Origin of the sequence: Pseudomonas sp. PICF141, from assembly GCF_002286815.1 — a bacterium.
GTDB lineage: Bacteria > Pseudomonadota > Gammaproteobacteria > Pseudomonadales > Pseudomonadaceae > Aquipseudomonas.
Genome location: NZ_MUNM01000024.1, coordinates 75,826 through 96,057, shown reverse-complemented (window position 1 = coordinate 96,057; position 20,232 = coordinate 75,826). Strand labels below are relative to the sequence as shown.

The following is a 20,232-nucleotide window of genomic DNA, read 5'->3' as shown; positions in this document are numbered from 1 at the left end:
GCGTTTTTTTTTGCTTTTTTAACCGTGATTGGCTTTGGCTGGGTGCTTACTATGAATTCCAATGTTGCCGCATTGAATAAACTGCAAACGCTGATCGTGATCGGCAATGGCATGGTCGGACATCATTGTGTCGAACAGCTCATCGAGCGCGGCGCCCTCGACCATTACCGGCTGCATGTGTTCAGCGAAGAGCCGATGCGTGCCTATGACCGGGTGCATCTGTCCGAGTATTTCGGCGGTCGCGATGCCGAGTCGCTGGCCTTGGGTGAAGCTTCTTTGTACCAGACGCCGGGCGTCACGCTGCACCTGGGCGTGCCGGTGCTGGAAATCGACCGTGACCGCCGTCAAGTGATTACCGCACAAGGTTGCGTCGCGTACGACAAACTGGTTTTGGCCACCGGCTCTTATCCTTTCGTTCCGCCTATTGAAGGTGCAGAAGGCGACTCACGCCTGGTTTATCGCACCCTTGAAGACCTCGACGCGATTCGTGCCGCGGCGGCCAATGCCCGGCGTGGCGTAGTGGTGGGTGGTGGTTTGCTCGGTCTGGAAGCCGCCAACGCTCTGAAAAGCCTTGGCCTGGAAGCGCATGTGGTGGAATTCGCCCCGCGCCTGATGCCGGTGCAGCTGGACGAGCAGGGTGGCCTGGCGCTTAAGGCGCAAATCGAACGGCTCGGCGTGAGTGTGCATCTGTCCCGGGGCACGCAATCGATCACTGCCGGCGAGCAGTACCGTTACCGGATGAATTTTGCCAATGACGAATTCCTCGAAGCCGACCTGATCGTGTTCTCCGCCGGGATCCGTGCGCAAGATGCGCTGGCCCGCCAATGCGCGCTGGACATCGGGCCACGGGGCGGCGTGGTGATTGATGATCAATGCCTGACCAGCGATCCGAATATCTATGCGATTGGCGAATGTGCGGCCTGGAATGGCAGCCTCTTTGGTCTGGTCGCCCCTGGTTATCAGATGGCCCGTGGCGTCGCGACGCTGCTGTGCAATCAAGTGGCGGAGCCGTTCCAGGGCGCCGACATGTCGACCAAGCTCAAGCTGCTCGGCGTTGACGTCGGCTCCATCGGCGATGCCCATGCCCAGACCCCGGGTGCGCGCAGCTACCAGTTCATCGATGAAGCGACGGCCAGCTACCGTCGTCTGGTGGTGGATGCTGACAGCAAGCGCGTGCTCGGCGCAGTGCTGGTCGGCGACAACAGCTATTACGACACGTTGCTGCAATACATGCAGAACGGCATTGCCTTGCCGTCGGAACCGGCCAGCCTGATTCTGCCATCGTCGACCGGCGCGCCAACCCTGGGCCCGGGCGCGCTGCCTGAGGCCGCGACGGTGTGTTCGTGCCATAACGTTACCAAGGGCTCGATCTGCTCAGCCATCGACGGCGGCTGCACCGACCTGGGCCTGCTCAAATCCCAGACCAAGGCGTGCACCGGTTGCGGGGGTTGCGCGGGGCTGCTCAAGCAAGTGTTCGAACATGAGCTGATTGCCCGTGGTGTCAGTGTCGACAAGAGCCTGTGTGAACACTTCGCCTACACCCGGCAGGAGCTTTATGCGCTGGTGCGGGTAGAAGGGGTGATCACTTTCGAAGAACTGCTGGCCAAGCACGGTCGCGGTCATACCGGGTGCGACGTGTGCAAACCGGCGGTGGGTTCGATCCTCGCCTCGTGCTGGAACCAACCGATCATGGATGCCTCGTTGGTGCCGTTGCAGGACACCAACGACACTTTCATGGCCAACATGCAGAAAAACGGCACCTATTCGGTGGTACCGCGTATCGCCGGGGGCGAGATCACCGCCGACAAGCTGATTGCGATTGGCGTGGTGGCGAAGAAATACGACCTCTACACCAAAATCACCGGCGGCCAGCGGATCGACTTGTTCGGCGCACAGTTGCATCAGTTGCCGGACATCTGGTCCGAGCTGATTGAGGCCGGTTTCGAAACCGGGCATGCCTACGGCAAATCGACCCGCACGGTGAAGTCTTGCGTGGGCAGCACCTGGTGCCGCTACGGCGTGCAGGACAGCGTGAAAATGGCCTTGACCCTCGAGGATCGCTACAAAGGCCTGCGCTCACCGCACAAGCTCAAGTTCGCCGTCTCCGGTTGCACCCGAGAATGTGCCGAGGCGCAAAGCAAGGACGTAGGCGTGATCGCCACCGAGAACGGCTGGAACCTCTACGTGGCCGGTAACGGCGGTATGCGTCCGCGTCATGCCGAGCTGTTCGCCACTGACCTGGACGACGAAACGCTGATCCGTTACATCGACCGCTTCCTGATGTTCTACATCCGCACCGCCGACAAGTTGCAGCGCACCTCGGTCTGGCGCGAAAGCCTGGAAGGAGGCCTCGATTACCTCAAGGACGTCATCATCAACGACAGCCTGGGCCTCGGCGCGGAGCTCGAATCGCAGATGCAACTGGTGGTCAACCGCTACGAATGCGAATGGGCCAACGCCCTCAAAGACCCTGAAAAACTCAAGCGCTTCCGCACCTTCGTCAACGATCAGCGCCCGGACCCGGACATCCATTTTGTTCAGGAACGCGGTCAACGCCGGCCGATCATGGCCGCCGAACTCAACCTTATCCCTGTCACCGAGGAGAATGCCTGATGAGTCAGTCCAATACCCAGCGTGTCGAAGTCCCTGCAACCGCGGCCAATGCTCAGGCGTGGCAGGCGGTGTGCAGCCAGCAGGATCTGGTCAGCAACTCCGGCGTTGTCGTCTGGCTCGACGGCGCGCAGGTGGCGCTGTTTTACCTGCCACAGGCCGAGGGCCGCACCCTCTACGCCATCGACAACCATGATCCGCAATCCGGCGCGAACGTCATCGGCCGCGGACTGATCGGCAGCCTCAAGGGTGATCTGGTGGTGGCGTCGCCTATCTACAAGCAGCATTTCCGTCTCGAGGACGGCAGTTGCCTGGAATACCCGGAGCAGCGCTTGCGGGTGTGGCCGGTGCGCCTGAACGCCGGCGTCGTGGAAGTCGCGGCGGCTTGACTGCCGCCCTGAACCGTATCGGAGAACGTTGATGAAGACAGCCGCACAGTTGCTCAAACTGAAAGTCGTGCAAAACCAGCAGGTGCACAGCATTGCGCCGGACCAGATGGTCCTCGACGCCCTGAAAATGATGGCCGAAAAAAACGTAGGCGCGTTACCCGTCATCGAAGGCGGGCAGGTGGTCGGCGTCATCAGCGAGCGCGACTATGCACGCAAAGTGGTTCTACAGGGCCGTTCTTCGGTCGGTACACCGGTGCGCGAGATCATGAGCGCACCGGTGGTGACCGCCGACAGTCAGCAGAGCATCGAGCGCTGCATGGCGGTCATGACCGACAGTCATTTGCGCCATCTGCCAGTGCTGGAGAGCGGTGAACTGATCGGGCTGCTGTCGATCGGTGATCTGGTCAAGGAAGCCATCGTCGAGCAGGCCGACTTGATTCGGCAACTGGAGCACTACATTCGCGGGCATTGAGGGCCGGACGGGAACGAGCAGGCCATGGCTACGGTGCAGTAGACATGGCCTGTTCGGTACGGGCTTTAATTCGGGTTCAATACTCGTCAGCTCATCCAGTTGCCGCCATCGACGTTATAGGTTTGCGCCACGACATACTCACTCTCGTTTGATGCCAGGAAGATCGCCATGCCGACAAGATCGTCTGCCGTGCCCATGCGTCCGTAGGGCACTTCCTGACCCGCCAGCCTTTTCTTTTCCCCAAGCGGCCGGTTCTCATATTTGGCGAACAGCGCATCGACGCCATCCCAATGCTCACCGTCCACCACGCCCGGTGCGATGGCATTCACGTTGATGTTATGGGGGATGAGATTGAGACCGGCCGATTGCGTGAGGCTGATCACTGCTGCTTTGGTCGCGCAATACACCGCGACAAGCGCTTCACCGCGTCGACCGGCCTGACTGGCCATATTGATGATTCTGCCGCCATGGCCCTGGCGGATCATCTGTTTGGCCGCGGCCTGCAGGGTGAACAGAGTGCCGGACACGTTGATCGAAAACAGCCGTTCGTAGCTCTCGCGAGAAATTTCCGTAATCGGTGCGAGATCAAACATAGCCGCGTTGTTGATCAGGATATCGAGCTTGCCTGAGGTGGCGATGACCGCTGCGATAGCGCCGTCGATTGACTGCTGATCGGTCACGTCCATCTCGACCGCATAGGCATTCGGCCCCAGCTCGCCCGCAGTGGCTTGCGCGCGTTCCAGGTTGATGTCTGCGATCGCGACCGTAGCGCCTTCGCGGATATAGGCTTGCGCGAACGTTCTTCCGATGCCTCTGGCAGAACCGGTGATAAGGGCGCTTTTTCCTTCCAAACGTTTCATTTTTCCCATCCAATCGTTAGAGCTAAAGAGATGCCCGTTGAGGGCACTAAAAGCGCTCGTCAATCAGCGAAGCCCCCTGTAGGAGTGAGGCTTGCCCGCGAAGAACGATGACGCGTAATACCTGAAAAATCGCGGCGCATTCTTCGCGGGCAAGCCTCGCTCCTACAGGTTCTCCCACTGGTTCTGCGTCTTGATTTATCGTTATGTTGCTTATTCTGAATAATCAGCGCGCGAGGGCAGAGGACAGGCCGACGGATAGAAAAACGCGCTTGGGATGATCTTCATCGTGTTCTCCGCTCTGCGCCTTGGGCGGCAGAGGCACTTATTGTTGTTGTAATCCAGGATGCAAGTCATAGCCGCAACGGGATGAACACAGGATTACAGCAACCCAAGTGGTGAACAAATGAACGGCATACACCGCACTGATACTTTTTTAACCGGGCAGGACAGTGGAAAAAAAGTATCAGTGACCGCCACACAGGGCACTAGGCTTGCTGTCTGCTTAGTGTGAATCTGATAACAGCGCCGTGGAGTTTCGAGTCTCTTCGATTCGTCCCGGCTTCGCGGTAGCCTTGATAAAACCAACAAAAATGGAATCGCCAGGGTGATGAACCATTACGTAACTGCAGACAAGCCACCAGCGCTTGAAGTCATTCTGAACGAGCCCCAGCACAGCTTTCGCTGGTATGAGCATGACTATCCCTTCGACCTTGCGCGTTGGAATCATCATCCGGAATTCGAGATCCACCTGATCCGCGAAGGCAGTGGTCGGCTATTGGCGGGTGACTACATCGGCCTGTTCGAGGCCGGCCACGTCGCCCTGATCGGTCCAGGCCTGCCTCACGACTGGATTAGTGACCTGAACAAAGGGGAGGTGATTGCCGGCCGCGACGTCGTGTTGCAATTCGATGGTCAGATGCTGATGCAGCTGCGCGACAAGGTCCCTGAACTTAGCGAGTTGCAAAGCCTGTTTCGTCAGGCGGCCCGGGGCATCCAGTTTCATGGCGTGACCCGTAAAAAAGCGGCCCGACTGCTGGAAGAAATCGGTCAGTGCCAAGGATTACAGAGGTTATGCCTGTTCGTGTCGTTGCTGCATTTGTTGGCATCGGCCCCCGACACCGAGCGACAAACGCTCGCCAGCCTGCAATATGCGCCGATGCTCGACGCATTGACGGCCCAGCGCATGAGTATTGTCTTCGACTACATCCTCAACGATCTCGCGGATGAGCTGCGGATGTCCGTTATCGCCCAGCGCCTGGACATGAACGAACCGGCCTTCTCCAAATTCTTCAAGCGCGCCACTGGCCATACCTTCGTCGACCTGACACGCAAACTGCGGGTCCAGCGCGCCTGCCGTTTGCTGGCGCAAAGCAGTTTCAGCGTTGCAGATATCTGCTTTGAAGTGGGTTATGCCAACCTGTCGAATTTCAATCGGCACTTCCGACATGAAATGCAGGAAACTCCCAGTCAGTATCGGCAGCGGTTGCAGAGGGTGGTGGCGGTCAATCATTAAAGAGCACAAGATCCAAAGCTCGCAGCCATCGGCAGCTTCGCGCGCCTGTGGGCGCCGCCGAAGTCTGCGAGCTTTTAAGGCTGAGGGAACGGACTTGGAATTATTTTTCTCCAGTTCTTGACATGCCTTTCGAACCAGTCCAGAATTGCGTCCATTCCTGCTTAGGGAACACGAAAACCCCTTAGATTTCAAAGGGTTGGAAGCTAGATCAGAATCTTGTTTCCAGATACGAGTTTACACGTTTGATGTTGTTTTACTGACATCAGATGTTTGAGGCCGAATAGCAAAATGGTTATGCAGTGGATTGCAAATCCACCTACGCCGGTTCGATTCCGACTTCGGCCTCCACTTTAAACAAGCTCCGTAGATCCATGATCTACGGAGCTTTTTTATTTTCGCAGTCCTGCAAGATTTAGTCTTGAAAAGGATCTTTGCGAACTTGCTTCACCGGGGCGGGATGTATATATTTCCCCCTCTGTTGCACAAGCGTCAGAACGGCCAGATCGTTATTGGTCAGTTTTTCAGACGGCTTTACCGCGCTACCGCCCGAATGGCGAAACTGGTAGACGCATGGGACTTAAAATCCCCCGCTCGTAAGGGCGTGCCGGTTCGATTCCGGCTTCGGGCACCATGAATATCAAGGGCTTGCGTGAGGTTCCTCATGCAAGCCCTTATTTTTCCCCAATCAAAAAATCTTTTCCGCAATTCGCACGTGGGCATCCCTCTGGCTCACGCCGTCCCCCCGGTCCACCTTGTTCATGCCTCCCACCCGTGTATGCGTAGTGGGTACAGGTACGCGCGTTTACGCGCACGCGTGCTTTTTAAATTTTTCCGAGCGCTAAGTCCCTTCACAGATAGTTCATGATGAACCAGACATCAGCATTCGCAGTTCCTGCGTTCAAGCCAAGATCGAGTATCCCGCTATTTCCTGTCGGCAAGACTCGAAAGTAGCGCGCTGTGAGGGGGATGCTGAAGTTTCCTCCTGCTGCGGGGGACTCATCAAGGACATAACTTTTGTTGAGCTCCAACGGCTGTTGATTATCGCCGAGTATTTGCAGCCCCAAACCTTTGGCGGTCGAAGTGCTATTGAGGTTGACGATGCCCAGGTTGGCGTTCCAGGCCGGGCTGTTCGGAGTCGGAGCCAGGGTGTAGGTGATCTTGTTGATCCCCTTGGGGCAGTTGTTGACCTTGATACTGAAATTGACAGGGGTCGATTGCGAACCGTATTCGGGGAAGGAACTGAGCTTGTGTTTACCCATGTCCACGGCCACGTCAGTTGTGTCGCAGGATTGGACTACGACGGAAGTGCTACTGGTCACGCTCATCGCGACGGGGGTGATACTGTCGAAGTAATAATAGCCAAAGATGCCCGAAGGGATCTTCAGGTCCCCCTGTGTATCACCGATCTTTACCAGGCGTAGCGCGTGCTGCGAACCATTCCACCCCCAAATGCCGGAGGGCCCATTGTCAATGTTGGGGTAGCCGCGTGCTATGCGGTTAATCTCAACGCGTAGCCACTGCCAGGCGATGCCTGTATTCCCGATCGGGAATAGGTTATTGCCAGACGTCGTAGTCCCAAGGCTGTTTTTAATGCCGTAGGAGTACCCTGATGGGCACTTATAGGAGCTGTTTACGCCCTGCAAGCTTTTTGTCGGCGTTTCATAAAGTATCGTTCCATTGGGTGCATCCCGTGGTACCGATATCGTCGGTGGAAATTCGAACTGCATGGTGGTCAGGCCGTGTCCATCTACAAAAGAACAGGCTGCCACGGCTTTTTGGCTCGTTAATACCAAAAAAACGATGGGTATTAGAATTCTTCCTGGAATCATTTGACACTTGCTCGGAATGGACGCGGCGCTGCGCGTGGATTTATTTGAAGCTGGAGAACTACGGCGTGAAAGGGCGATTGGAATTTGACGATAGAATCCGTCGCCGGCGCTGGGAATCAGAGAGTTCCTATACGCCGTGCTCGAACTGCGCGTGTGGCGAGGCCCCCAGGTATGGCGCTGACGAGGCCAAAAGGCGCCCGTCACGGCATGCATCTGAGTTCTACCCTCTCATAATTGAGGGCCTTGTCGCGCTCGGACAGGGCATAGCTCGCCTGACATTGCATGTCCGCCCATTTGATCGTGAGCGTGGCGCTCTGATCCTGCACCAGCGCCAGAGCCTTGCCGGAGGGGTCGCTCATTGCGATCTGTTTACCGCTTGAATCTTCCAGCACCGTGCCGAACGGCAAGTGCTTGTGTTCGGCGTCAAACAGTTCGAACTGAACTCGCCGACCGGTTTGCGAGGCGTAGCGGACCAATACGGCGGCGCCGCGCCGAGGCACGACCTGTTGTGTAGCGTTTTCGATCTCGACATCGGCGCCCAGGTCGCGCATGTCGAGGCTGATCCAATTGACCCGATAGGGTTGGGTGTTGGGAATGACCGCAAAGCCATTACGGCCGGTTTCGGTTCCGCTGAAACTGCTGACCTTGACCCCACCCGGCACGCCGGGCACCTCGGCCAAGGCAAAGGTTTCGCCCAGCGTCTGTCCCAGGTTGATCCCTCCGGCGTGGGCTACCACCGAGCCGGCGAGGCTCAGGTTCTGAGAGGTGTAGCCGCGCCCCAGGCTGTAGCCCGCATTGACGTCGATGAAAGACTGTCGGGAGCTGATGCTCGTCGATCCCGAGTTGCCGCTGGTGCTGCTGTTGCCAGCCTGCACGGAATAATAGGTGTCGCTGTTTTCCGTCAGATAGCCGTTCACGCCCAGCTGGGTGCTGTCGCTGGATTTCTGGCTCGAGGCCGAGAGATACGCGCGTGGCGCCCGCGGTGTGGCGCCCAGGGGAAACGACAGCGACAGATTCATCTGCGTGTCGTTGTTCGACGGGCCGAAACTTCTCACATCCTTGGTATGTGTCATGCCGAGGTTGTAAGTCAGGTCACCCCAGTTGCTGCTATACCCCGCGGACAGGCTCTGTGACCCACCTCGTCCCCAATAACGCTGGTCGGTCGCGTTCAGGTAAAGGCTACCGAATTGCTGATTGCGGCCCAGGCTCTGACTGACGGTGAGGTCCGTGCGGGTCTTGGAGGTGCCGCGGCGCTGATCATTGAAGCTCTGATCCTCGATATGCTCGGTCAGCGTGCGATAGCCCTCAGTCGAGTAACGGTAGGCGGCGAGGGTGAAGTTGGTATTAGTGCCACTAAAGGTCTTCGCGTACAGCATTCGCAGGCTATTGCCTTGGGCCGTTTGACCGCGGGCCTCGCTGGAGGAATGGGTCAGATCGAACGACACCGCCCCCAATGAAGTATTGCGCCCCATGCCCAGCGACAGGGCCTTGAAACGATCGGTGGCCTGTACGCCGACGATGCCGGTCATGTTGCTGCTCAGGCCGTAGGCCAGGGTACTGCTGAGAAACTGCGGCGACGCCAGGCCCTCGGTGTTGCTCTTGTACTGGCCCGCCGAGACGCTGTAATTGACCTGTCCCTTGCGCATCATGATCGGCAGGCTGGAAAAGGCCTGGAGGGTTTCCCGTCGTCTGCCGTCTGCTTCGACGATCGTCACTTGGAGGTCGCCATTGGAGCCGCTGGGGTAGATATCGCTGATCTCGAAGGGACCAGGCGGCACGCTGGTGCTGTACAACAGGTAATCGTTTTGGCGAATCTCCACTGTGGCGTTGCTTTCTGCAACACCTCTGATGACCGGCGCGTAGCCACGTTCGCTGTCGGCCCGCATGCCCTCGTCGGCACTCAACATCACCCCGCGATACCGCACACTGTCGAACAACTGCGAATCGGAAAAAATGTCGCCCGCGCTGAACTGCCCCTTTAGGGCCGTGACGTCATGCTGAACATAGCTACGGTTGCTGGTGAACTTATTCGACTGGTCGGTGCGGCTGCTGAAGTTGGATTCGTTGCGCAGCCTCCAGCCCCCCAGGTTGATGCCGTTGCGCAAACCCAGGTTGTTGGAAATCGTCGTGGCGGTGTCGGTGCTGTTGCGATTGCTGCTCAGCTGATAGTTGATGAACCCGACGGGAACCCCCGCATCCCACAGCTGGGGATCAACATAACCGCGCATGCCCCGTTGCATGGCGATCTGAGGAATGCTGATCGAAAGTTGCAGGCGACTGGGGTCGTAATTGACAGTCGCCTGGTCGATCAAGGCCGGTAGATCGTGACAGGCGTCCGGCGCAGCGCCTTGCAGTTTTTCCGACACCTCGGGCCGGCTCAAGTTGATCCCCAGTTGCTGCAACATTTCCAGAGTCAGGCAGGCTTGCACTTTTCCGGATTTTGCAACGTAGCGAAAATCGATATCGCGACGACCGACCAGTACGTCATTGCTGTAGACATCCACCCGATAATTTCCCGGCAAAACGCTATTGGCCGAGAGCAACAGATCGAGGTCAACGGATGTACCTGCACCTTGAAGAAATGAAGTATTGAACTGGCTGGACTGAAGTTGTTGTGCAATCGCCGGCTCGCCCGCTTCTGCGAACTGTGCCAGGCCCGCAAGCATCGCCAGATATAATGCATTAAAGCCAAAGTTAATGGATGGCGTCGTTTTTATCGGAGAGTTTGAGTTGCCGCGTGGGGATAAAGACATGCCCAGCCCTATATAGCTTCGGACGACGGAAGTTAAGGTTGATTATTAAAATCGGGGAATATCGAGGTCTGCTGCGAGTGTGTGCTGCAATAGTTATTGCACAGCCTTTCCACTGACTGCCGATGCGCCGGAGAACGTCGCAACATAGCGATCTTGCGCACCGTAATCATTGATGATTGAAAAGTTGACGCTTGAATAATTCGAGCGTGTCGCCTGTTTAAGCGCAAGTGTTTTGGTTTCGCCGGGAGCAATCATCATGGAATCCACCGGATGTTCAGTGCTGGAATCTGAATGAACGGCCACCTCCGACAATGAAACGTGATACAGACTCGGATTGCTTATCTTCAATACCGTATGGCCTTGCTGTTCGCCCAGCTGCCACAACAACTGTGCAGGCGCGGAGTACGCTCTGGATGCAAGGCCGGCGGGGCGGAAGAACACCTTGATGCGCTGGCGTACTGCCAGTTGCAAGGTGTTCGTCGTCTTGGCGGCCTGGGGGATCTCCTGGACATTGAGCCATACCACCGACTCCTTGTCGGTTGGCATGCCGGCGCCTTCATAGATAACCCGCAGTAATTGCTGTTCCTTGGCCATGATTCTGGCCAGCGGCGGTGTCACGGCGAAAGGAGCTGGCGCCGCCTCGGACTCGCCATCGATCCAGGATTGAATCAACAGGTCGTCACCATTGTTACGTACTTTGATGCTGACCTCTTTGTGATCGGCGTCGAACACCAGGCGGGTTGCGCTCAACGAGATGCCGGCGTGCGCCTGTGCTGCGACCAGTGCGCAATGCAAGCCTACGCACAACGATAGGAAGTGTCGGTTGAACATGACTGGATGCCTGAAATTGAAAGGAAAGGCGGGACCGTAAAGTCCCGCGCAGTGTCCGCCCCGTACTGCCTTTACTCGTATTGCAAAGTGAATGGCAGGGTGGCGTCGCCGCGACCGGCCACGGCGGTCTTCGGATCGGCAGTCGTCACGTAAGCAGCGGAGAACTTCAGGGTTGTGCTGCCGTCCTGCAGGGTGTTTTCGATTCTCGCCGCGGTTGGAGATCTCAGGTCAATCTGGTCGCCATTGGCGTCGAGCAGGGCGATACCGATGTTTTTGGCTGCGCCCACACCGTTAGTCAGTTTGAGAACCTTGGTGCCAGTCACGATGCCCGAGCCCGCGCCTTTGGTTGGCTCGAAAAGCATCGCCACCTTGGTGCCGGCGTTGCAGTTGATCTTCATGTCGAAGTTCTCTGCACTCAATTTGCCGCTGCCTTTTGGTGCAGAAGCGGTGCCCATGTCTTTGATAGAAACTTCACCCATAGGTACCGAAATGGTTTTATTCAGGCCGGCACTTTCGATGGAACAGGCGTCGTTATTGATGATGCCGCTGAAATTGATGGTGCCACTGCCTGCTTTTGTCGGGGTCACTGGATCAGCTGCAAACGATGGGCTTGCGGCAGCGAGGATGGATAGTGTCAGCAGTGTCAGTGAGATTTTTTTCATTTCTAATATCCATATGTCGGAGATAAGTTACGTTCTAAACGCCAGGCCAATTTAAATTTTTGTAATGAAGCGGGCTATCAGACGATTCTGATAGCGGCAACTTGCCAGCGCCAAGTAAAAAACTGAGGAAATGATCAGACCTGCGCTTTGCACACAGGCCTTTAATGAAGTGAATATTTGGACGAAGAGCTGATCGAAAGTTTGGAGGTGTTATTCAGTCAGGCGGGGATAAAGTTTTTTGATCAATTGAAAATTTTGTTTTCCAGGCAATACGTCAAAAGATCCTGATCGCTGGAAACTTCAAGCTTACGCATGGCGGCAATCTTCTGTGTACTGACGGTCTTTGCACTCCTGGATTGACTTCTCGCAATCGCGGTGACACTCAGACCCGATACGAACAGGCGCAGAATCTCGAACTCCTTGGGTGACAGCCGCGACAGCCGTTCATCCAGGGCGACGTTCTGTTCTTTGACGCAATTGGGCAGGGGGCTGGCGCTCTTGAATGGGCGCCCCTTGGCAATGGCCGTGAGCGCAAGCTGGATATCGTCATGCAACTGGTTTTTCTGGATGACACCGACGACGCCCAACTCGTGGAGGCGGGTCAGGATCAACGGGCTGGAGATCATTGTCAGCAACAGGATCTTCACGGTCGGGAAGTGGCGCCGCAGGTATTCCACCAGTTTGAGTCCGTCACCGTAGGGTGAGTCGGCCGGCATGTTGAAATCTGTGATCACCAGATCGACCGCCTGATGTTGCAGAAGCTCTATCAGTCCATTCGAACAGACTGCTTCACCGACAACCCGGAAGCGGTCGTCGCGTTCTATCAGTTCACGTACGCCCAGTAAGACGATGGGGTGATCATCAGCGATCACGACGTTGAGTTTGGCCATGTTGGATATCCCTAATACGTTGTTGAGTCATACCGTTACGCCAGTGCGTCGAGCATCGCTCTCAATCGCCCGAGCATACTCCCGATGTCGCTGACCAGATCAGGCGTGATGAGCTGACCCTCCAATCGGTTCTCCAGATCGATGCACGTTTGCGCCAGGGCTGCCGCCTGCACGGCGCCCAATGCCCCGGCCATGCTGTGCAGTTGGCGGGTCATCGCAGCGGCGTCACTGTTTACGAGCGAGACATTGAGCGCGTCGATATCCAGCTGCATCGTACTGAAGAACAGCTCCCTCATCTTCGGCGACAACTGTGGTCGGTCGGCACTCTGCGCCTTGTCAGGCGAGGTCGGAGAGGGGCTGAACGGGGCCGTCTCGGCGAGCTTGCAGTGTTTCAACAGCTGTGTTCGCAGAGTGTGCAGGTTAAGCGGCTTTACCAGCCAGGCATTCATGCCAACCGCTGCGCAGCGCTCTCCTTCATCACGCAATGCATTGGCGGTCACGCCGATGATCGGCAGATCCGGGTCATTCCTGCGCAGCGCCTTGGTCAGATCGTAGCCATTCATGACAGGCATGTTCACGTCGGTCAGAACCATGTCGAACAACCCGGGAAACCATTGATGGAGGGCCTGTTCGCCGTCGGCCGTGGCGACCACCGAACACCCCAGTGCTTCCAGTTGTTCCTTGATGATCGCCCGGTTGATCGGGTTGTCCTCGGCTACCAGAATGTTCAAATCCAGGCGCCTAGGTTGTTCCGTAGGCAATGGGAGTGTTCGTGAATCAGCCCCTTGTTGGGCAAATCGTATTGCCCACGCCATCGCCCGGATATCGTACGCATCCACCGTCCACCCCGCACTGGTGTATTCCGCGGGGTTAGGTCCGGCGGCCTTGGCGATTATTCGTGGACCTGTCCAGCAGGACTCCGGGGACGCGGGTAGTACATCGAGCAACAGCGACGACGCACAAGGAGGCCGTTGCGGGCTGATGATCCGGGATTCCAGGCCCATTCGATCGAGCCAGTTACAGACGTGCTGCGCCAGCTCGGGTGCGGGTGCCTGCACATAGACGGGCGGGGCGTTCGGACTGAACTCGGGGCTGTCGCTCAGTTGGCCCTGCACGCAGATGAGTTTGAGCTGCAATGAAAAGCTGCTGCCGAGCCCGGGTTCGCTGACCACTTTCAGTTCACCGGCCATCAGTTCGCACAACCATCGGCAGATCGCCAGGCCCAGACCGGCGCCTGCTTCGCTGGACGCATCGCGAACCTGATAAAAGGGGTCGAACAACTGTGCCTGCTGTGCCTGGGAGATCCCGATGCCGGAATCGCTGACCTGCCAAAGCAGGTGGGCAGCGTCGGCCCCCTTGTCCAGGAGTCGCAACCTCACTACAACCCGCCCGTTGTCCGTGAACTTGATCGCATTGCTGACCAGGTTATTGAGGATCTGGCGGATCCGCAGGGGATCTCCTCGCACCTGATCGGGAATGGAGGCGTCGATACAGGCGTACAACTGCAAGCCCTTGGCTTGGGCGAAAGCGCTGTAGGCCCGTAACGTCTCTTCGGTCAGTTCCAGCGGACAGAATTCCTGGGCTTCGATGGTCATTTGCCCGGCTTCGATCTTCGACACATCCAGTACGTCGCTGATCAATTGGAACAAGGTGGCCGACGAGCGCTGGATCGTGCGCAGGTATTCCTGCTGCCGCGGGCCCAGGTTGGTCAGGCCCAATAGCTCCAGGGTTCCCAGTACGCCGTATAAAGGCGTGCGAATTTCATGGCTCATGGTCGCCAGGAAGCGCGTTTTCGCCGCGTTGGCGGAATCGGCGGCCTGCAGTGCCTGTTCCAGCGCCGCGGCATCCTCGATGTGGCGGGTCACATCGTTGAATGCGCAAATCCAGACCTCCTGCCCGTGATAGCGAGCCCCGACGAAACCCACCTGCAGATGGCGACCGTCGATCTCCAGCTCCGTCTGGCTCGCATGGGTGAGCAGTTGCCTTTGCTCGAGCGCGGCGATCAGTTTGTCGCTTGGCTGCCATTGTTGAAGACGCTGGTTTTCCAGGAGTATCTGGTGATCGCTGCGGCGTATCACGCACAGGCCGGTGGGAGCGCTGTCAATGATCGCGCGACTGAAGGCCTCGCTTTCGGCAATGCTCTGATGGGCCTCATGGGCGGGCAAGACCACGCGGGTCTTGTACCAACGGTTGAAAGCCCAGCCACCGCCGATGCTTGCGAGCATCAGTGTCAACATGCCCAGCAGGGGCCACCAGGCATAGTCGATGAAGCTCTTGAAACCGACCACATAAACGGCTGTCCAGGGCTGTTGCCCGTCGCTGGAAATCTTGAACACCAGGCCGTCGAGGCGAAAGTTGAGCCCATCCTTGAGGTCTTGCCCAGGCTTTTCGGGCCCTACCAGCAGGGCACCGTTAGGGGCTATCAGACTGAAGCGATCGTAGATCGACCACTCCATGATGCGCTCGATCTCGTTGAGCTGGTTCAGGTTCAACAGCGAAGCCACCACCACCCAGGGGCTGGCACCCCGGATACCCAGCTGGGCGGCCGGCATGTCGATGTTGATGTAGGCCAGGACGGTTGGCGGGACACTCGTATCTGTTTCGGCGCTGTAGCGTACCCAGTGGACACGACTGTCCTCAGGCCGAGGGTTGTCCTCACGCAGCCGTTGCAATATCTGGTTCATAACCTGCTGGTAGGTGCCGCCCTGGATCTGGCCAACGCCGCGCAGGCGGCCGGCAGCGGGTACGGCGATATCGAAGTTGTCCGGCATGTTGAACAGGAACACCTGCGGCGACTGGTAATACGACGCCGACCAGAAGGCGCTGTAGTAGCTGGCCAGGTGGGCACCCAAGCCGAAGACCCGGTGGCGTTCGCCCGACTCGATGGTGGCCGGGTTGATCTTCACGCTGAAAGGCAGGGAGAAAGACAGTTCCTGTCCTTTGTAGATGCCATCGCCTTCGTCCGGCAACGGCTCTTCGACAAACATCTGAAATCGCCCGGTATCCAGCGGCAAACCTTTGGCGCTTTGCCGGGCAATCGCATCGAGGAAGGCGTCCTGTTCGCCGATATTTTCCATCAGCCTGGCGAAGTGAAACCGAACGGTATCGCGCTGCTCCTCGATCATTCGATTCAAGCCCCAGGCACTGAGACCGATCAATAGCGACGCCAGACCGCCCAGCACGATCAGCCCTTTGTTCATCCTCAAGGAGCTGCTGGTCAGTTTCTGTAGAAGATCATCGGAACGAGTCATTGGGCCAACCTTTGAAGGGCGCTCGGAAATGCTCCGCACCGCGCGCCCTTGGACAAAATGAAAATGGACTTCCAGTCGTCAGTCGACCAAGGCCGGTCCATCCTGAGTCAGCAATTGCTGGAACTCGCTCGACGACACGGCATGGGAGATCAGAAAACCCTGCACCTGGGTGCAGTTGATTCTACGCAATAGTGCCAGCTCCTGCGCCGTTTCAACCCCTTCGGCCACGACCGTCAGGCCCAACTGACGGCCGAGTGCGACGATGCTGGTGAGGGCCTGGGTCAGTTCTTCATTGGTGGTGCAGCCATGCACCAGCGCCCGATCGATCTTCAACTCGGTGAACGGTGTCGAGACCAGATTCATATACGAGCTGTAGCCCTGGCCGAAGTCATCCTGGGAGAGGCCGAAGCCCTTCATGCGTAACCGGCATGCACCGGCGTAGAAGTTGCTGATGTCTTCGGGCATGGAACACTCCATCAACTCGAAACAGATCATCGCCGGGACACCATGGCGCTCAAGAACGAACGCGAGGATACGGTCCGCCAGGTCAGGGCTGTTGAGCAGATGCGTGGGCAGGTTGATCGACACCGGGATGGCATAGCCCCGGGTGCACCATTGGTTCTGGGCGGTGATCGCTTGCTCCAGGATATGCCAAAGCAGGCATTCTTCCAGGTCGAACGCCTTGAGTGCCGGCAGAAAAACCCCCGGCAGCAGTAGCCCATGCTCGGGATGAACCCAGCGCACCAGCGCCTCGGCGGCCACGATCCGCCCATTGGCCAGAGATTTCTTGGGCTGAAACCAGGCCCGCAACTCACCGCTCTCCAAGGCATTGCCTATGGCCAAGTGGTCAATTTGCGGGCCAGGCAGGGGCAGAACAGCCTGGCGCAGACCGCCCAGTTGATCTGTGAGATTGCGCAACGCGGCAGTCTTGACGGGTTTGGAAATCAGTCCTATGACGTTCACTCCCAAGTTGCGAGCGGCGAGGCTTGCGCTTGTCAGCATTCGTCTGGAAGCCACGCTCATGATCGCCAGCGCGGGCCGGGAGCCAGAAGCGGCGAGACCCTGAATGAACTGAATGCCATCCATGCCGGGCATCAATAGATCGGTCAGGACCAGATCGAAGTCACGCTTTTTCAGGCACCCCAATGCCGCGCTGCCTTCCTGGGCGAATTGCAGGTCAAAATCCCCCAGCTCGCTGAGCAGGTTCTGTAAATATACTTGCTGGAATGGATGGTCTTCGACGACTAGTATGCTGATGGGTTTCATGAGGATGCTGTTTCGTAAGGCGCTAGTTGGTTGTGCAAGGCCTGTAGCGTGAAAGGCTTGACCAGGCAGTGGTTCATACCCGCGGCCAGGCACAAGGCTTCTTCGCCGCGCATGGCATTGGCGGTTGCGCCGATGATCGGCACCTCGCAGCCCAGGCGGCGCAGCTCGCGTGCCAGTTCGTAGCCGTTGATACGGGGCATGTTGACGTCGCTCAGCACGATATCGAAGCGGCCCCGACGCCACATCGCCAGCGCTTCTTCACCATTGCCGGCCAGCTCTGCAGTGCAGCCCAGTTCCTGCAATTGGTCATGAAGGATCAACTGGTTGATGACGTTGTCCTCGACCACGAGGATATGCAGGTGCAACTTTTTCAGGTGTCGCTGTGGGATGTCATGTTCAGGTTCGATGACCGCAAGCCCTTGGGCGCGGCCGACCGCCTGATGAATCGCGTTCAGGTGATTGATGTTCACCACCCAACCGTCGCCGCTTTGCTGAGGTTGGTTGTAACCGTCACCGGTGGCTAACACCAGCGATCCGGTCCATTGAGCATCCAGGCGTCGTTCGAAGGAACCTGGATGCAACTCGAGCAGTACAGCACCCGGAGTTGCAGCGCCCCCGGAAGGTCGATCGAGTTGTGGACGGGCGCCCCATCGACGCAACCAGCCACTCATGGTCTCGGCCAGTTCACGGATGGGGGAAACCACGAAGACCACTTTCGGCAGAAGAGGGGAGACGCTGCTCGCCGACGCAGACGCCATGGGTTGTTCGAGTGAGAGGGTCAGGGAAAAACTACTGCCCAGCCCGGGCTCGCTGACCACACGGATACTGCCGTTCATCAAATGCGTCAAACGTTGGCAGATGGGCAGGCCCAGCCCGGTACCGGCAATCACATTGGTATGGCCGCGGGTCTGATAGAACGGTTCGAAAATACGCGATTGGTCTTCCTGGGTAATGCCCTTGCCTGTGTCGGAAACCTGCCAGAACAGGCTGACTCGCTCGCCGTCCCGGCTCGCCAGTTTCAGCCGCAGCACGATGCGGCCTGCGTCGGTGAATTTGACGGCGTTGTTCAACAGGTTGTGGAGGATCTGGCGGATTCTCGAGACGTCACCGATGACTCGCTTGGGTACTTTCGGATCGATGACGGCGTACAGCTCCAGACCTTTGCCGTGGGCCGCGGCCGCGTAGCCCTGGGTCGCCTCGTGAATCAGGTCTAACACGCTGAATTCGGTGAGTTCGAGGGCTAGTTGTCCTGCCTCGATCTTGGACACGTCCAGTACGTCGCAGATCAATTGCAGCAGCGTCGCCGAAGAACTCTCGATGGTGCGCAGGTAGTCGGTTTGCTGAGCATTCAGATCGGTTCGCGCCAGCAACTCCAGCGTTCCGAGCACGCCGTACAGCGGGGTGCGTATTTCATGGCTCATCGTCGCGAGGAACAAGGTCTTGGCTTCATTGGCGGCGTCGGCCAGTTGTCGCGCCTGCTCCAGGGCTTCTTCAATTTGCGTGCGGGTGCTGATATCGCTGAACGCGCAAAGCAACACGTCTTCGCCTTTGTAGCGGGTAGGGGCACAACTGAGGTACAAGTGGCGTCCGTCGGCCGCCTCGAAATAGTCAGTGACCTGAGGATCCATTGCGTCAAAGGCCCGGTAAATCCATCGAGGACTCAGTCGCTCGCGCTCGCCGCTTTGCCCCAGCCACTGTTGCGACAGGGTGTTCTCCAGCACGACCTGGCCATTGGCGCGACGAAGCACACACAGAGCCACTGGCGCCGTCTGGATCACATCGCTACTGAATAGCTCACTTTCCACCAGCGCCTGGATACGACTGATGGTCGGTGCGATGAAGCGATGTTCGAGGCGGCGAATCAGGATCCATATGAGGCTGATGCTGAACAGGCAGAACAGCAAGGCACCTGCGAGGCGCGGCCATTGCGCCACGAGCACGTCATGCACGTCGATGGCGTACACCAATTGCCAGTCGGTAGACTTGAGTCGCTTGCGCATGACCAGCTGATCGGGCAGCCAGGCATCGCCTACGAAACCAAAGAAGTTCCGCTGTTGTACCTGTAACAGGTTCTGGCTGAGTTGTGCTGGCTGGCTGTTGCTGAAAACCAGCATGCCGCTGGGATTGAACATCATGAATTGCCCGGCGCTTCTGTCGTCCAGGGCGCGGGACACCTCGCGACCGTCCATTTCCAAACCCAGCCATCCGGAATCGAGGTCACGTCTGTCAAGACGAATGAACATGTACAGCTGCGAATGGCTGGTCGAATGATCGGTCAGCCAGAGTTCATCGACCGAAGCTCTGCTGTCACTTATCAACGTTTGCAAACGCTCCAGCATTATCGGAGGGAAATCAGTCGGGGCGGGGATTGCCGTATAAAGCCGCTTCATTTGAACGTCATTGCCGCTGCTGACGTAGAGCAAGTTCACTTGCTTGCTGGTCAAATAATCCCTGACCCGCTCGGTCAACCAGATACTCCACTGCTTGCCCTGTGTGTTGCCCAGCAGCAGATGAATCTCCTCGGATGATACTTGCGGCTTGACTCCCTCGGGTTTGCGGACGGCGGACAGGCTCAAACTCTCCAGCAATGCCCCACGGGTCGTGAAGAAGGTATGGGCCTCGGCAATGGCACTGCTCATGTGGCTTCGCCTGCGCGATACCTCGGCATTGAATGTCAACAGAAGAAAGCTGTAGACACCGCTGAGTATGCCGACGAGCAGCACCACACCAAAGATACGCAGCAGGCGCCGGGCGGCATTGGGTGTGGAGAGGAGGGGGTTGATCTGGTGAAGGTAGTTCTTCAATTTCATCCCGCCAACCTAACGAGGCGAGAGCGAGACGAGTATCAGACGATTCCGAAAAGCTGGTCTTGGAAGCCGCTTTCGCAATTCGCTACCTGCCCTTTG

Annotated in this window: 13 protein-coding genes and 2 tRNA genes; 6 read left to right on the top strand and 9 right to left on the bottom strand. The window is 57.7% G+C overall.

Annotated features, from left to right (window positions below):
- The first annotated feature begins 51 nt into the window (after positions 1–51).
- Genes nirB through BZL43_RS03925 form a run of 3 tightly spaced genes read left to right on the top strand, consistent with a single transcriptional unit; the run spans position 52 to position 3,471 of the window.
- Positions 52–2,613, top strand: coding sequence for a nitrite reductase large subunit NirB (nirB, locus tag BZL43_RS03935; RefSeq protein ID WP_095631089.1), 2,562 nt, complete (start codon positions 52–54; stop codon positions 2,611–2,613).
- Positions 2,613–2,999 (top strand): nitrite reductase small subunit NirD, encoded by a 387-nt coding sequence (gene nirD / locus BZL43_RS03930; protein ID WP_095631088.1) that lies wholly within the window; start codon positions 2,613–2,615, stop codon positions 2,997–2,999. The genes nirB and nirD overlap by 1 nt, the downstream gene beginning before the upstream one ends.
- 31 nt (positions 3,000–3,030) lie before the next feature.
- Entirely contained in the window at positions 3,031–3,471 is a 441-nt protein-coding gene (locus BZL43_RS03925) for a CBS domain-containing protein (protein WP_095631087.1), read from the top strand.
- Positions 3,472–3,557: 86 nt separating this feature from the next.
- On the opposite strand, the gene BZL43_RS03920 is transcribed toward BZL43_RS03925, so the two are convergent.
- Positions 3,558–4,331: an L-iditol 2-dehydrogenase gene (locus BZL43_RS03920; RefSeq protein ID WP_095631086.1), complete on the bottom strand. Its 774-nt coding sequence runs from the start codon at positions 4,329–4,331 to the stop codon at positions 3,558–3,560.
- Positions 4,332–4,938: 607 nt separating this feature from the next.
- Between BZL43_RS03920 and BZL43_RS03915 the strand changes: the two genes are divergently transcribed.
- The 3 genes from BZL43_RS03915 (at position 4,939) to BZL43_RS03905 (ending at position 6,475) form a co-directional block, all read left to right on the top strand.
- Positions 4,939–5,844: an AraC family transcriptional regulator gene (locus tag BZL43_RS03915; RefSeq protein ID WP_095631085.1), complete on the top strand. Its 906-nt coding sequence runs from the start codon at positions 4,939–4,941 to the stop codon at positions 5,842–5,844.
- Positions 5,845–6,118: 274 nt separating this feature from the next.
- Positions 6,119–6,192, top strand: a tRNA-Cys gene (locus tag BZL43_RS03910).
- Between the two features lie 196 nt (positions 6,193–6,388).
- Positions 6,389–6,475: transfer RNA gene (locus tag BZL43_RS03905), tRNA-Leu, on the top strand.
- A gap of 217 nt (positions 6,476–6,692) precedes the next feature.
- On the opposite strand, the gene BZL43_RS03900 is transcribed toward BZL43_RS03905, so the two are convergent.
- The 8 genes from BZL43_RS03900 to BZL43_RS03865 form a co-directional block, all read right to left on the bottom strand.
- A complete protein-coding gene (locus tag BZL43_RS03900; RefSeq protein WP_168185062.1) occupies positions 6,693–7,673 on the bottom strand; it encodes a fimbrial protein in 981 nt (326 codons plus the stop codon).
- Positions 7,674–7,873: 200 nt separating this feature from the next.
- Positions 7,874–10,339, bottom strand: coding sequence for a fimbria/pilus outer membrane usher protein (locus BZL43_RS03895; protein ID WP_095631083.1), 2,466 nt, complete (start codon positions 10,337–10,339; stop codon positions 7,874–7,876).
- Positions 10,340–10,519: 180 nt separating this feature from the next.
- Positions 10,520–11,257 carry a molecular chaperone gene (locus tag BZL43_RS03890; RefSeq protein ID WP_095631082.1) on the bottom strand — a complete coding sequence of 246 codons (738 nt, stop codon included), beginning with the start codon at positions 11,255–11,257 and terminating at the stop codon, positions 10,520–10,522.
- 71 nt (positions 11,258–11,328) lie between these two features.
- Positions 11,329–11,919, bottom strand: a complete 591-nt coding sequence (locus BZL43_RS03885; RefSeq protein ID WP_095631081.1) for a fimbrial protein — start codon at positions 11,917–11,919, stop codon at positions 11,329–11,331.
- Positions 11,920–12,161: 242 nt separating this feature from the next.
- On the bottom strand, positions 12,162–12,809 hold the full coding sequence (locus tag BZL43_RS03880) for a response regulator (protein ID WP_095631080.1): 648 nt from the start codon (positions 12,807–12,809) through the stop codon (positions 12,162–12,164).
- A 35-nt stretch (positions 12,810–12,844) separates the two neighbouring features.
- The gene (locus BZL43_RS03875) at positions 12,845–16,060 is read right to left on the bottom strand and encodes a hybrid sensor histidine kinase/response regulator (RefSeq protein ID WP_095631079.1); all 3,216 of its coding nucleotides are present in this window, start codon (positions 16,058–16,060) and stop codon (positions 12,845–12,847) included.
- Between the two features lie 78 nt (positions 16,061–16,138).
- Positions 16,139–17,326: an EAL domain-containing protein gene (locus tag BZL43_RS03870; RefSeq protein ID WP_095631078.1), complete on the bottom strand. Its 1,188-nt coding sequence runs from the start codon at positions 17,324–17,326 to the stop codon at positions 16,139–16,141.
- The gene (locus tag BZL43_RS03865; RefSeq protein WP_095631077.1) at positions 17,323–20,136 is read right to left on the bottom strand and encodes an ATP-binding protein; all 2,814 of its coding nucleotides are present in this window, start codon (positions 20,134–20,136) and stop codon (positions 17,323–17,325) included. Before BZL43_RS03865 ends, BZL43_RS03870 begins: the two co-directional genes overlap by 4 nt.
- Between the last annotated feature and the right edge of the window lie 96 nt (positions 20,137–20,232).